This window comes from Microbacterium enclense, from assembly GCF_004022425.1.
Lineage (GTDB): Bacteria > Actinomycetota > Actinomycetes > Actinomycetales > Microbacteriaceae > Microbacterium > Microbacterium enclense_A.
The window spans coordinates 45,487-58,524 of record NZ_RBZY01000001.1; the positions used below are offsets into that span (position 1 = coordinate 45,487).

10 protein-coding genes are annotated in these 13,038 nt (G+C 73.4%); 7 read left to right on the plus strand and 3 right to left on the minus strand.

Going from position 1 to position 13,038, the window contains the following annotated elements:
- Position 1: 1 nt before the first annotated feature.
- The 7 genes from D8Y23_RS00225 to D8Y23_RS00255 all read left to right on the plus strand — a co-directional run bounded on the left by D8Y23_RS00225 (position 2) and on the right by D8Y23_RS00255 (position 7,744).
- Positions 2–922, plus strand: a complete 921-nt coding sequence (locus D8Y23_RS00225; protein ID WP_128216168.1) for an NAD-dependent epimerase/dehydratase family protein — start codon at positions 2–4, stop codon at positions 920–922.
- Positions 919–2,022: a glycosyltransferase gene (locus D8Y23_RS00230; RefSeq protein WP_128216169.1), complete on the plus strand. Its 1,104-nt coding sequence runs from the start codon at positions 919–921 to the stop codon at positions 2,020–2,022. The genes D8Y23_RS00225 and D8Y23_RS00230 overlap by 4 nt, the downstream gene beginning before the upstream one ends.
- Positions 2,019–3,068, plus strand: coding sequence for a glycosyltransferase family 4 protein (locus D8Y23_RS00235; protein ID WP_128216170.1), 1,050 nt, complete (start codon positions 2,019–2,021; stop codon positions 3,066–3,068). Before D8Y23_RS00230 ends, D8Y23_RS00235 begins: the two co-directional genes overlap by 4 nt.
- A 63-nt stretch (positions 3,069–3,131) precedes the next feature.
- A complete protein-coding gene (locus D8Y23_RS00240; RefSeq protein ID WP_128216171.1) occupies positions 3,132–4,031 on the plus strand; it encodes an SDR family oxidoreductase in 900 nt (299 codons plus the stop codon).
- 290 nt (positions 4,032–4,321) lie between these two features.
- Positions 4,322–5,701 carry an alpha/beta fold hydrolase gene (locus D8Y23_RS00245; protein WP_128216172.1) on the plus strand — a complete coding sequence of 460 codons (1,380 nt, stop codon included), beginning with the start codon at positions 4,322–4,324 and terminating at the stop codon, positions 5,699–5,701.
- Positions 5,698–7,245 (plus strand): GMC family oxidoreductase, encoded by a 1,548-nt coding sequence (locus tag D8Y23_RS00250; protein WP_128216173.1) that lies wholly within the window; start codon positions 5,698–5,700, stop codon positions 7,243–7,245. Before D8Y23_RS00245 ends, D8Y23_RS00250 begins: the two co-directional genes overlap by 4 nt.
- A gap of 154 nt (positions 7,246–7,399) precedes the next feature.
- On the plus strand, positions 7,400–7,744 hold the full coding sequence (locus D8Y23_RS00255; RefSeq protein WP_128216174.1) for a helix-turn-helix domain-containing protein: 345 nt from the start codon (positions 7,400–7,402) through the stop codon (positions 7,742–7,744).
- Positions 7,745–7,844: 100 nt separating this feature from the next.
- Here the strand turns inward: D8Y23_RS00255 and D8Y23_RS00260 are convergent, their stop codons facing one another.
- The 3 genes from D8Y23_RS00260 to D8Y23_RS00270 form a co-directional block, all read right to left on the minus strand.
- On the minus strand, positions 7,845–9,485 hold the full coding sequence (locus D8Y23_RS00260; protein ID WP_128216175.1) for an ABC-F family ATP-binding cassette domain-containing protein: 1,641 nt from the start codon (positions 9,483–9,485) through the stop codon (positions 7,845–7,847).
- 135 nt (positions 9,486–9,620) lie between these two features.
- The gene (locus D8Y23_RS00265; protein WP_240663703.1) at positions 9,621–11,942 is read right to left on the minus strand and encodes a glycosyltransferase; all 2,322 of its coding nucleotides are present in this window, start codon (positions 11,940–11,942) and stop codon (positions 9,621–9,623) included.
- Positions 11,939–12,877, minus strand: a complete 939-nt coding sequence (locus tag D8Y23_RS00270) for a WcbI family polysaccharide biosynthesis putative acetyltransferase (protein WP_128216176.1) — start codon at positions 12,875–12,877, stop codon at positions 11,939–11,941. The genes D8Y23_RS00265 and D8Y23_RS00270 overlap by 4 nt, the downstream gene beginning before the upstream one ends.
- Between the last annotated feature and the right edge of the window lie 161 nt (positions 12,878–13,038).

Genomic DNA, 13,038 nt, shown 5'->3' on the forward strand with positions numbered 1-13,038 from the left:
GATGGTGCGATGCCTCGTCATCGGTGCGAACGGCTTCCTCGGCTCGCGGCTCTGCGACGCGCTCGCGGGCGCCGGTCACGACGTCGTCGGATTCGACCGTTACAGCCACGGCATCCGTGCGTTCTCATCCCCCGACGTCGTGCCGCTGATCGGCGATTTCCTCGACCCGCGCGACGTCGCGGCGGCGGTCGCGGAGGCCGACTACGTGTTCCACTTCCTCTCGACCACGACCCCGGCCAGCGCCGACCGAGAGCCGACCGTCGATCTGCGCACGAACGTCAGCGCCAGCGTCGAACTGCTCTCGCTGTGCGCGGCGGCCGGGGTGCGGCGGGTGTTCTTCGCTTCGAGCGGCGGTGCCATCTACGGCCCCCAGGCCCGACGGACGTTCGCCGAGGACACGCCGCTCCTGCCCGTCTCGCCCTACGGGATCGGCAAGCTCACGATCGAGAGATACCTCGACTACTACGCCACCACCGCCGGTCTTGCGTCGGTCAGTCTGCGCATCTCCAACCCGTACGGCCCGCGTGCGACGCCCGCGAAGGGCCAGGGCATCATCCCGATCACGCTCGACCGGATCCGCCGCGGTGAGCCCGCGGTGCAGGTCGGCGACGGATCGATGATCCGCGACTACATCCACGTCGAGGATCTGGTCGCCCGGATCCTGCGCATGGTCGAGAGGGTGCCCGAGCACCGGGCTTACAACCTCGGCAGCGGGAGGGGCCACTCCGTCGCGGAGGTCTTCTCCACCATCCGCGCCGTCGTCGGGCAGGACTTCGATGTCGTCCGGATGCCGCAACCGGCCACGTTCGTCGATCACGTGGTGCTCGACGTCGACCGGTTCCACCGCGAGTACGGTCCCGACCGCGATCTGTCCCTCGCCGATGGGATCGCCGACACCTGGACGAGGATGACGACCCCATGACGCGAGTTCTGCACGTGACGGAGTCCATGGGAAGCGGTGTCCTGAGCCTCGTCGACAGCATCAGCCGCCGTCAGGCGGCGGAGGGCGCCGACGTCGAGGTGGTCTTCGCCGCCCGCCCCGAGACCCCGAGCGACGAGGCGCTGCGTGCGCGCTTCGACGACCGCGTGGTGCTGCGGAGGGTGTCGACGGGGAGTCGCCTCGGTGATCTTCGCGCGCTGTGGCGCGCCGCCGTCGCCGCGGCGGATCGGGTCGATGCGGTGCACGCGCACTCGAGTATCGCCGGGGCCGTGGTCCGGCTGGCGCTACGGCGACGACTCGGCGCGGAGCGCGTCTTCTTCTCTCCCCACGGGTTCGCGTTCCTCCGCCTCGACCTTCCCGCCCCCGCGCGGGGCGGCATCCGTCTGCTCGAGAGGTTCCTGGCTCGACGATCGACCCTCATCCTGACGTCGCCGTCGGAGATCGCGATCGCCGAGCGCGCGCTGCGCCCCGCTCGCGCCCACCTCGTGCAGACCGGCATCCCCTCCGCATCCGTTTCGAGCGAACCGCGGGTCGCCGACGCGGATCGGCGGCCGGTGGTCGGGATGATCGGGCGGGTCGTGCACCAGAAGGCGCCGTGGCGCTTCGCCGCTGCCGCGCGGGCTCTCGCCGAGCGCGCCGACTTCGTGTGGATCGGCGGCGGGTCCGCCGACGACGAGCGCCGCTGGTTCGGCGACGCCCCGGTACGCGTGACCGGGTGGGTGTCGCCGGAGGAGCTGACCGCCCTCATCGACGGCATGGACGTGCTGCTGTTCCCCTCGCTGTGGGAAGGGATGTCGCTCTCGCTCATCCAGGCGCAGGCGCAGGGCATCCCGGCCGTCGTGTCCGACGTGGTGGGCAACCGCGACAGCGTCGAGGACGGCGTCACCGGCTTCGTGTGCACCGACGACGACGCGCTGATCGCCGCGACCGCGCGCCTCCTGGACGACCCGCGACTGCGCGAGCGGATGTCGGCGGCTGCCCTCGGGTGGGCGCGGCGGGCGCTCACGGACGACGCCCTCGGCCGCGACTCTCTCGCGCTCTACCGCCTCGCGGTCGTCGCGGAAGCGACGCGGACGCCGTGATCGTCGTCAACGCCCGGTTCCTGACGCAGAGCGTCACCGGCATCCAACGTTTCGCGGCCGAGATCACGCGGGAGCTGCTCGCCCTGCGCTCGGATGTCGTGCTGGCGGCGCCCCGCGATGCCACCGACACGGCGGGGCTGGACCCGCGCCGCATCGTCCGGGTCGGGCGTCTGCGCGGCCACGCGTGGGAGCAGATCGACCTGCCCCTGTTCGCCCGCGGCCGGGGCGCGGTGCTTCTCGACCTCACGAGCACCGGCCCGATCTGGTACCGACCGCAGGTGTCGACCCACCACGACATCACGTGGCTCCGGCATCCGGAGAGTTTCAACCGGCGGTTCCGCGCGGTCTACTCCCTCGTCGTCCCGCGGCTGATCGCCCGGAGCGACCGACTGCTCACCGTCAGCGCCTTCTCGCGGGGCGAGATCGCCGCGCACTTCGCGGCATCGCCCGAGAGATTCACGGTCGTTCCGAACGCCGCCGCCGCGCACTTCGGGCCCGTCGGCCCCGTGGCATCCGGCCGCTTCCTGCTGGCCGTGTCGTCACCCAACGCGCACAAGAACTTCGCGCGGATGCTGGCGGCCTTCGCGCGGTTCTCCGCCGCGCACCCCGACGTCGAGTTGCGCGTCGTCGGCAGCCAGACGCGCGCGTTCGCCCGCCAGGAGTACGCGGATGCCGGCGAGCGCGTCCGCTTCCTCGGGCGGGTCGACGACGACGAACTCGCCGCGCTCTACCGCGGGGCTCTCGCTTTCGTCTTCCCGTCGCTGTACGAGGGCTTCGGCATCCCCCCGCTCGAGGCGCAGCAGTGCGGGTGCCCGGTCGTGGCCGCCCGGGCCGCCTCGCTTCCGGAGGTGCTCGGCGACTCCGCGCTGTTCGTCGACCCGTACGACATCGACGAGATCGCGGGTGCCCTGACGCGGATCGTCGCGGACGATGCTCTCCGCGCGCGGTTGCGCGAGGCGGGGCTCCGCAACGCGCGCCGGTTCTCGTGGCGGGAGTCGGCCGAGCGGGTGTCGCGCGTGCTCGATTCCCTGGCCGCGGGGCGCTGAAGGTTTCGCCCGCTGCCGTCAAGGGAGGGCGCCCGGAGTGATCGGGTGCCTAACGTCGGGCCCATGACCGATCGCGACCAGTTCACCTTCGACAACCCCGTCACGCGCTACTCCCGCGTGGAACCGCCTGTGCAGCACCAGCCGGAACCCGGCGTGCAGGCCGACATGACACCGGTGCCCGACCTGGGCGAGAAGACCTACCGCGGACTCGGTCGCCTCACCGGCCGCAAGGCCCTCATCACGGGCGGCGATTCGGGAATCGGCGGAGCGGTGGCGATCGCCTTCGCCCGCGAGGGGGCCGACGTGGTCATCGTGCATCTCCCCGCCGAGCAGCGCGACGCCGATCACGTGCTGGAGCAGATCCGGGATGCCGGCCGCACCGGCGTCTCGATCGCGACCGACATCACCGACCCCGGCGCGTGCCGCGCCCTCGTCGCGGAGGCGGTCGAGGCGCTCGGCGGCCTGGACATCGTGGTGAACAACGCCGGCAAGCAGGTGATGGTCGAGAAGGTCGACGACCTGTCTGACGAGCAGTTCGAACTGACCTTCCGCACCAACGTGTTCGCGCCGTTCTGGATCACGAAGGCCGCTCTCCCGCACCTCCCCGAGGGCGCCGCGATCATCAACACCGCCTCGCTCGAGGCGTACGTCCCCGCCCCCGACCGGCTGGACTACGCCGCGACGAAGGCCGCGATCAACAACCTGTCCAAGGGACTCGCCCAGCAGCTCGCGTCGCGCGGCATCCGGGTCAACGTCGTCGCGCCGGGGCCGACGTGGTCGGCGCTGCAGGTGAGCCAGGGCGTCTCGGACGAGCAGATGGAGCAGTTCGACGACGAGAGCACCCACCAGCGTGCGGGGCAGCCGGCGGAAATCGCACCGGCGTTCGTGTTCCTCGCCTCGGCGGAGGCCAGCTACGTCTCGGGCGAGACCCTGAACGTCAACGGCGGCATGGTCACGCCGTAGCGCCGTCGCGCGGCATCCGCGGGGACACCGTCGTGTGGCATCCGCCGTCCGGCACGACTCCGGCGGATGCCGCACGCCCACGCCCCGCGAACGCAGCACCGCGCGATCTGCCGGAGTTGTGTCCGGGCTGACCCAACCGCACAACTCCGGCGGATGCCGCGTTGCACACCCGCGACCGGGCTGCGCTGCCCGAACTGCAGGAGTTGTGCCCGGCCCGGTGCCGTCTTGCGCAAAACGTCTCGGGGCGCAAGCGGCCCATCGCCGCCACCCGGGTGAGGGAGCGTGAGGGGATGCCGAGCCCGAACGCCATCCCGACCCTGTACGTGCTGCACGCCCTGGGGGCGAGCGCCGGGTCGTTCCGACGGCTCGGCGACGCGCTCGCCGGGCAGGTGGACGTGCAGGGGATCGACCTGCCGGGCTTCGGCTCCGAGACCACCGCATCGGACACGTCGCTGGAGGCCACGGTCGCGCACGTCATCGGCATCCTGAACGAGAAGGCGCGGGGTCGCTGGATCCTGGGCGGTCACAGCATGGGCGGCAAGATCGCGGGGCTCGTCGCGGCGAAGGTCCTGGGCGGCGAGGCCCCCCTGACCGGGCTCGCCGGGATGGTGCTGCTGGCGCCCTCGCCACCGCGTCCCGAACCGATGGACGAGGAGCGGCGCGCGCTCATGCTCTCGTGGGTCGAGGGCGGAGCCATCACGGAGCCGGATGCCGACACCTTCATCGACCAGAACACGGCGCGGCCCCTCGACCCCGGCGCGCAGAGCCTCGCGCTCACCGACCTCCGCCGCACGTCCCCGACGGCGTGGCGCGCGTGGCTCGAGGATGGGAGCCGGGTCGACGCACGCGCCGAGGTGGGCACGCTCGACCTGCCGGTGCTCGTGCTCGCGGGCGACGACGATGCCGACCTCGGTGCCGCCGCGCAGCCCGGATTGCTCGCCGACGTGTACCCGCGCGCACGGTTCCACAGCCTCGCCGATACCGGACACATGATCCCGCTCGAGCGCCCGGCCGAGGCCGCGGAGGTCATCGCCGCGTTCGTCGCCGACGAGGTGCTCGCCGGTCCCGTCGTGCCCGAGGACTGGGCTCGGCTCATCGCCGGCGACCGGGTGGACGACCGGGTCCGTGGCATCCTGAACCGCCGGGCGGTGCCCGACGACCGCGGATACGCGCCGCGCGTGCTCGACCTCGCGCAGCTCACGCTCCTTCGCGAGATCGCCGCCGTCGTCGTGCCGCAGGACGGCCCCGCGATCGACGTCGCCGCGCGCGTCGACGCGCAGTTGGCCCGTGGCGAGGGCGACGGATGGCGTCCCGAGGGCCTGCCGCCGGACCCCGAGGCGTACCGCCGCGGGCTCGACACGCTGGCGCCCGCGTGGCCCACGGATCCCGTCGAACGCGAAGCGGTGCTGGGTGCGGCGATCGAGGGGCGCGGCCCCGCCGGCGGCCGCTTGGACGTCGACCTCCTCGCCGCCTGGCTCGAAGACGCCCGCGTCGACCTCGTGCGGCAGTGGCTCGCGCACCCGGCGAGCATGGCGCGCACCGGGTTCGACGGCTTCGCCACGGGCGGCCGCGCGCCGATCCGAGGCTACGTCGAGGTGACCCTCGGGCGGCGCGAGGACTGGGAGCCCGCCGACGTCGGCGGCACGATCGCGACGGGAGACGCCGCATGAACCTCGACGGCATGCGCATGCACGGGACCGACGACATCGTCGACGTCGTCGTGGTCGGGACCGGAGCCGGCGGAGCCCCCCTGACGGCCGAGCTCGCGCGCCGCGGGCTGACGGTCGTGGCCCTCGAAGCCGGCCGGAACTTCGCCCTCGACGACCTCACCCCCGACGAGACCGAGGCCGTCGAGATCAACTGGATGTCCGAGCGGCTGAGCGGCGGGACGGATGCCACCGCCTTCGGCCCTAACAACAGCGGCCGCGGCGTGGGCGGATCGACCCTGCACTGGGGCGCGTTCACGCCACGGCCCGACGCCCGCGACCTGCGGCTGCGCACCGAGACCGGCGAGGGCCGCGACTGGCCGCTCGACCCCGCCGAGCTGCTGTCGTACGTCGCGCGCGTCGAGGGCGACATCGGCGTTTCGGGCCAGACGCCGTACCCGTGGGATCCCGACCGCGCATACGCCTACGGCCCGGCGGCACGCAATGCGCCCGCGACCCTCGTCGCGCGCGGGTGCGAGGCGCTCGGCATCCGGTGGGCCGACGCTCCGGCCGCGGTGCTCACCCGCGCCCGCCTGCAGGACCATCACGGCGAACGCCGCGCGTGCGTCAACTGCGGTGCGTGCCACCAGGGGTGCCGGGTGGATGCCAAGGCCACCACCGCCAACACCTATCTCCCGGTCGCCGTGGCCCACGGCGCGGAGATCCGCACCGGCGCGATGGTGCACGACATCGAGCTGGATGCGCGCGGACACGTCGCCGCGGTCGTGTACCGGCAGGACGGCGTCGACGTGCGCCAGCGGTGCCGGTCGCTCGTCCTCGCGGGAGGCGGCGTGGAGACGCCGCGCCTGCTGCTACACACCGGTGTCGCGAACGGCAGCGGGCAGGTGGGCCGCAACTTCCTGGCCCACGGCGCGACGCAGGTGTGGGGGCGCTTCGACGAGCCGGTGCGCGGGCACCGCGGCTACCCGTCGTCGCTCATCACCGAGGACATGCTGCGGCCCGACGACGCCGACTTCGCCGGCGGCTACCTCGTGCAGAGCCTCGGCGTGATGCCGCTCACCTTCGCCACGACCCTCGCCCGCGGCGGCGGGCTGTGGGGACGCGAGCTCATGCAGCGTCTCGACCAGGCGCAGCACATGGCGGGCATCGGCATCAACGGCGACTGCCTGCCGTCGGACGGCAACCGGCTGGAGCTCTCCGACGAGACCGACGAGTTCGGCATCCCGCGTGCCCGGGTGACCTTCACCGCGGGGCCGAACGAGAAGGCCATGACCGCGCACGCCACCGCATTCCTCTTGCGGGTGATGGAGGCGGCCGGCGCGCGCGAGACGCTCGTGCTCGCGCGGAGCGCCCACACGATCGGCACGGCCCGGATGTCGAGCGACCCCGCCGACGGCGTGGTCGACGGCGACGGCCGCTCGCACGAGATCCCGAACCTGTGGATCTGCGACAACAGCGTCTTCCCCTCGGCGCTGGCCGCGAACCCCGCGCTGACGATCATGGCGCTGTCGCTGCGCACCGCGGACCGGTTCCTGGCGGCCGCGTAACGCCCTGCCTCGCCCCGCCGGCCGCCCCGCCCAGCCGCCGAAAGCACACGTTCGGGTCGAACACACACGCGGGCGCCGTCCCGAAGGTGTGCGCTCGACCCGAACGTGTGCGCTGGCGCGGGCCGAGAGCGCGCGACAGGGGAGAATGGATGCCATGAAGCTCGCGCACCTCGTCCGGTTCGCCGCCCTCGCGGAGGAGCTGCACTTCCCGCGCGCGGCTGAGAAGCTCGGCATCCCCCTCGCGTCGCTGTACACCACGATCGACAAGCTCGAGGAGGAAGTCGGACAGCCGCTCGTGTCGCGCACCCCGCCGACGGCGCTGACACCGGCGGGTGTCCTGCTCCTCGATGAGGCCCACGCGCGCATCGCCGACGCCCCTCCGCAGATGACCGCGGCCCCGAAGGCTCAGGGCGGGAAGGCCAAGGCATCCAAGGGAACCGGTCGGGCGCCGATCGTCAAGGGCCAGCCCAAGCCGTACAAGAAGCGCCAGGGGCGCTGACCGCATCGACCCCGCACCGATAAACGCTCTTCGTCCCCAGAAACGCCGCGGCGCAGGGTGTCTCGCGAGGCACAGCGTTTATCGCGGCCCCCACCCCGCGCTACCGCTCCTCGACCCGCCCGGCGTCGACGCGCCAGTGGCGGTCGGTCTGGACGGCATCCAGCATCCGGCGGTCGTGCGTGACGAGCAGCAGCGTGCCGGTGTAGGACTCCAGCGCCTGTTCCAACTGCTCGATCGCGGGCAGGTCGAGGTGGTTCGTCGGCTCGTCGAGCACCAGAACGTTGACGCCGCGGGCCTGCAGCAACGCCAGTCCGGCGCGCGTGCGCTCGCCCGGTGACAGCCCGTCGACGGGGCGCGTGACGTGGTCGGCCTTGAGGCCGAACTTCGCCAGCAGCGTGCGCACGTCCGCCGCGGTCATCTCCGGCACGAGCGCCTCGAACGTCTCGGCGAGCGGCCGCGCCCCGACCAGCAACGACCGGGCCTGGTCGATCTCGCCGATCGCGACGCTGGACCCGAGGGAGGCCGACCCCTCATCGGGCGTCTGACGGCCCAGGATGCCACGGAGCAGCGTCGTCTTCCCGGCACCGTTCGGGCCGGTGATGCCGATCCGCTCGCCGGCGTTCACCTGCAGAGAGACCGGCCCGAGCGTGAACGCCCCCTGCCGAAACACCGCACCCGACAGCGTGGAGACGACGGAGCTCGACCGCGGGGCGGAGCCGATCGTGAACTCGAGCTTCCACTCCTTGCGCGGCTCCTCGACCTCGTCGAGCCGCGCGATGCGGCTCTCCATCTGCCGGACCTTCTGCGCCTGCTTCTCGCTCGACTCCATGGAGGCCTTGCGGCGGATCTTGTCGTTGTCCGGCGACTTCTTCATCGCGTTGCGCACGCCCTGGCTCGACCACTCGCGCTGGGTCCGCGCGCGGGCGACGAGGTCGGCCTTGGTGTCGGCGAACTCCTCGTACTTCTCGCGGGCCTGGCGCCGCACGGTCGCCCGCTCCTCGAGGTACGCGTCGTAGCCTCCGCCGTAGAGGCGGTGGGAGTTCTGGGCGAGGTCGAGTTCGAGGACACGGGTCACCGACCGCGCGAGGAACTCCCGGTCGTGACTCACGAGCACGACCCCGCCGCGGAGGCCGGCGACGAAGGATTCCAGGCGCTCGAGGCCGTCGAGGTCGAGGTCGTTCGTGGGCTCGTCGAGCAGCGCGATGTCGAAGCGCGACAGCAGGAGCGCCGCGAGGCCCACGCGTGCCGCCTGTCCGCCCGAGAGTCCCGTCATGAGGGCGTCGGGGCCCAGGTCCAGGCCCAGGTCGGCGAGGACCACCGGCATCCGCTCGTCGAGGTCGGCCGCACCGCTGGCGAGCCAGCGCTCCAGGGCCGTGGCGTAGGCATCGTCTGCTCCCACGGCGGTGGGGTCGCTGAGGGCGGCGGCCGTGGCATCCATCTCTCTCGTCGCCTCGGCGCAGCCGGTGCGCCGAGCGATGTACTGCGCGACGGTCTCGCCGCCGACCCGCTCGTGCTCCTGCGGCAGCCAGCCCACGAACGCGTCGGCCGGGGCGAGCGCGATCGTGCCCGCGAGCGGCTCGTCGACACCCGCGAGAAGCCGCAGCAGCGTCGACTTGCCGGCGCCGTTCGCACCGACGACGCCGATGACGTCCCCCGGCGCGACGGTGAGGTCGACGGCCTCGAACAGCGTGCGGTGGCCGTAGCCCCCGGCGAGTCCCTGGGCGACGAGCGTGGCGGTCATCCCCCGATTCTCCCAGGGCTCCGTCGTCCGGCGCTGCCGCGGCCCGTCACCGATAAACGCGATCCCTCTCGAAACACGCGGTGCCACGGCGTTTCTCGTAACGGATCGCGTTTATCGGACCGGCTGGACACCGCGTCACACGAAGCGGTCGCGCCCGCCCCAGCCGCCCACCCACGCTTCGAGGTGCGGCTCGTCGCGGAGGACGTGAACACCGGATGCCACGATCTCGCCGGTCTCGAACCCGCCCTCGACGCCCCACCGCTCGGCGCGGCGACGGGCCCGACGGGCGACGGCGGTGCCCAGGGGCGTCCCGTCGGCGGCCCTGACCCGCAGCCGCCCCTCCGCGCCCTGGCCGAGGGCCGCAAGGCGGGTGGCCAAGGGCTCGGCATCCCCCACCAGCACCGGCCGGTCCACTCGCCACACCACCCGTGCGTCGGGGATCTCCCCCGACCGCACGCGCGGATCCGCGGCGAGCGCGGCCGCAGACGGGGGCGCATCGAGGACGACGAGCGCCCGCGGGAACGCCGCGAGCACGGCATCCACGCAGAGGAAGACGGCGCCCTCGGGATGTTCCCCGGCGAGGTGCACGAGGAGGTCGGGCGTCGCGGGGAGGAGCCCTCGCCCGGCGGATCCGGTGACGGAGATGTCGGCGGCGAGACGCAGCGTCTGGCGATTGCCCTCGCGGACGCGATCGAGGTCGCGGCCCGACCAGTCGGGGCCGTCATGCCAGGCGACGGCCTCCGGCACGTGGGCGAGCACCGCCCCCGCCTGCCAGGCGCGGTGCGTCCACTCCCAGTCCTCCCCGCCGTACGCGCTGAACGTCTCGTCGAAGCCGCCGACGTCGGCGAAGAACGCACGGGAGCACGCCATGACCGCCCCGATGACGAACCGGTAGGACCGGTCGTCGGACTGCAGCAGGTTCCCGGTGCGGGCGTACTGCTCGCGCAACCACGCCGGCTCGGGCAGTTCGTGGGCCGGCCCCGCCTCGACGATCGGGACGCCGGGGTCGACGTCCGCGAGGTCGGCGTGCCGACGTCGCCCCACCGTCACGGCCTCGGACAGAAGCGCGGGCAGGCGCGTGAGGGCGCGGACGTACCCGGGTTCAGGGGTCGTATCGGCATCCAGGAAGCACAGGACGTCGCCCGTGCTCGCCGCCACACCCAGGTTGCGGGCGGCCGCGGCGCGGAATCCACGGTCCTCCTGGCGCACGAGCGTCACGCCCTCCGGCACGACCGGCGCCTCGGGAGAGCCGTCGTCGGCGACCACGATCTCGAGGCGGTCGGCCGGGTGATCCTGCTGAGCGAGCGCAGCGAGGGTGCGGGCGAGCTCCGCGGGCTGGTCGTAGTGCGTGACGATCACGCTCACCCGCGGGGGTTCGGGATCGCGCCCGGCGACGTGGTCCCAGCGGTTCCCGACGACCCACCGGGCGTCTGAGTCGCCCGCGGGCGCGGCGGCGGCGGGCGCGGGACCGGCCGCGGCAGCAGGCGCGGGCAGCGCGGCCCACCACGCCAGGTACGCGCGGGCGACGTCGGCGGGGCCGACGGGAACGGGATGGATGCCGTGCCAGGTGGCATCCGGATCCTCCGCCGCCGCGCGCACCGCGGCCGCCAACCCCGACAGCTCGACGGGCAGCAGGGTGCCGGGCCGGAGCGCGGCCATCTCGTCGACGTACCGATTGCGGAGGGCGAGGGGCCGACGGCCCCACCCGATCCACGAGGTGAGGGACGCCGACGCCGACACGTGCTGGTGCGCGATCACGGGGACCGACACCGCGCGGGCACGCTCGGCCATCTCGGCGTCGTCGAGCCAGCCGGTCACCTCGACGGCGACGCCGGCATCGGCGGCGCGGCGCACGAAGGCGTCGAGGTCCGCGGCGTGACCGTCCGACGCCCGGCCCAGGATCGTCACGCGACCGACGCCCGCCGCTGCGGCGGCGGCGAGCGCCTCGTCGTGCCCCTTGCCCGGGTAGAAGTAGCCGAGCACCCCCACGGTGCCGTCGGGTCGGGGACGCGGACCCGGGGTGAGGGCGGGCACCGGAAGGGGGACGACCTCGACGGGCCCGTCCCACACGCCCTCCTCGGCGAGCAGGGCGCGCTCGTGCGCGCTGTTCACGGCCACGGCGTGGGCGGCGCGGGTCACGGCGGCGTAGAACGCGCGGCGGCGGGGGCGGTTTCGCTCCCCGTCCGAGGCCTGGGGCGCGTCATGGAGCGTGACGGTGAGGGGATGCCGTCGCGCCAGGGTCGCGAGCCGCTCGGTCGCCTCCTCCGGCGAGGCTCCCCACAGGCGTTCGGTCACGTGCACGTGCACGGGCGTCCCGGCGGCCAGCGCCGGGAGGTCGTCGGACGTCACCACGGCGACCGAGGGGTCGAGGGCGCGCACCTCCTCCGCCACGGCGCGCGCGTAGGCGGCCACGCCGTGAGGACCCGCGGGCGTCAGCAGGACGGGGTGCACGCTCACGCGGCCCGCCACCGGCCGAGCAGCGGGGCGAGTCGCTCCACAGCCGCCGTGACGAACGCCGGGTGCGCGGCGTACCACCGGCGGTGCTCTTCGGCGACGGCGTCGACGTCGAGCACCTCGCCCCCGACGATCCAGTCGCGCCGGGGCTCGGCATCCAGGTTCCAGGCCTCGACGACCCACGGCTCGAGCGGTGCCTGCACGCCCGCGAGGATCGGGCGTCCGGGGTCGACCGCGGTGCCGGGGGCACCGAGGGCGGCGACGATGCGCTCCCCCAGCGGGAGGAACACGGCGTTGCCCGGATGATTGACGGTTCGCGCGAGGTCGGCCACGACCGGGGCGTAGAGATCGGATGCCACGACGTCGACGCCCAGGTCCTCGCGGCGACGCAGCTCGGCGACGGAGTCCTCCCCCACGGCGCGCACGGCGGCGGACGGAAGGGTGGATGCCACCGGGAGGCCCGCGGCTTCGGCGAGCAGCCGGACGTCGTGGTAGGCCACCAGCGGTGGGTCCTCATCGATCCCGGGGACGCGGATGGCGGCCTGGAACGGATGGAGCCCGCCGTACCGGAGCGAGGGGACCACCACGGTCCGGGCGCCGGGGGGCAGCGCGGCCCGCAGCTGGGCGGTGCCGAGCGGCAGCCCGCGGTAGTCGTCGCGGATGGGCTGAACGACGAGGAAGGACGCGCCCGCGAGCAGGCGGTGAAGGCGCGCGGCGTCCTCGGCATCCATCTCGTGGACCGCGGGGATCCGCACACCCGGGTGGGCGTCGGTCGAGACGACCAGTCGGATCGATTCGGCCTGACAGTTGCCCACCACGACGCCGTAGCCGTCGGGCGCGGGAGTGTCACCGAAGAACTCGGCGTAGTGGCGTCGGCGCGCTAGCACCGCCGCGTCATCGTCCGCAAGGCTTCCAGAACCGCTCTCACTGCCACGCATGATGTGAAGGTACGCCGTCGGTGCCGTCGCCTTCGCAACGGGACCGTTGCCTTGCGACCGACCTCCCGATGCGGTACGCGCCCTCGCCGTCGTAACCCAGGAGGACCCCCGATCAACGCCGCAACACCTCGCCGGATCCGGATCGCCGCCGTGCCCGCCGG

What these genes read in the sequence shown, in the direction of transcription:
- D8Y23_RS00225 (WP_128216168.1), top strand. Translation starts at nt 2, where the DNA reads ATGGTGCGATGCCTCGTCATCGGTGCGAACGGCTTCCTCGGCTCGCGG.
- D8Y23_RS00270 (WP_128216176.1), bottom strand. Translation starts at nt 12,877, where the DNA reads ATGCGTGGCAGTGAGAGCGGTTCTGGAAGCCTTGCGGACGATGACGCG.
- D8Y23_RS00240 (WP_128216171.1), top strand. Translation starts at nt 3,132, where the DNA reads ATGACCGATCGCGACCAGTTCACCTTCGACAACCCCGTCACGCGCTAC.
- D8Y23_RS00250 (WP_128216173.1), top strand. Translation starts at nt 5,698, where the DNA reads ATGAACCTCGACGGCATGCGCATGCACGGGACCGACGACATCGTCGAC.
- D8Y23_RS00245 (WP_128216172.1), top strand. Translation starts at nt 4,322, where the DNA reads ATGCCGAGCCCGAACGCCATCCCGACCCTGTACGTGCTGCACGCCCTG.
- D8Y23_RS00255 (WP_128216174.1), top strand. Translation starts at nt 7,400, where the DNA reads ATGAAGCTCGCGCACCTCGTCCGGTTCGCCGCCCTCGCGGAGGAGCTG.
- D8Y23_RS00260 (WP_128216175.1), bottom strand. Translation starts at nt 9,485, where the DNA reads ATGACCGCCACGCTCGTCGCCCAGGGACTCGCCGGGGGCTACGGCCAC.
- D8Y23_RS00230 (WP_128216169.1), top strand. Translation starts at nt 919, where the DNA reads ATGACGCGAGTTCTGCACGTGACGGAGTCCATGGGAAGCGGTGTCCTG.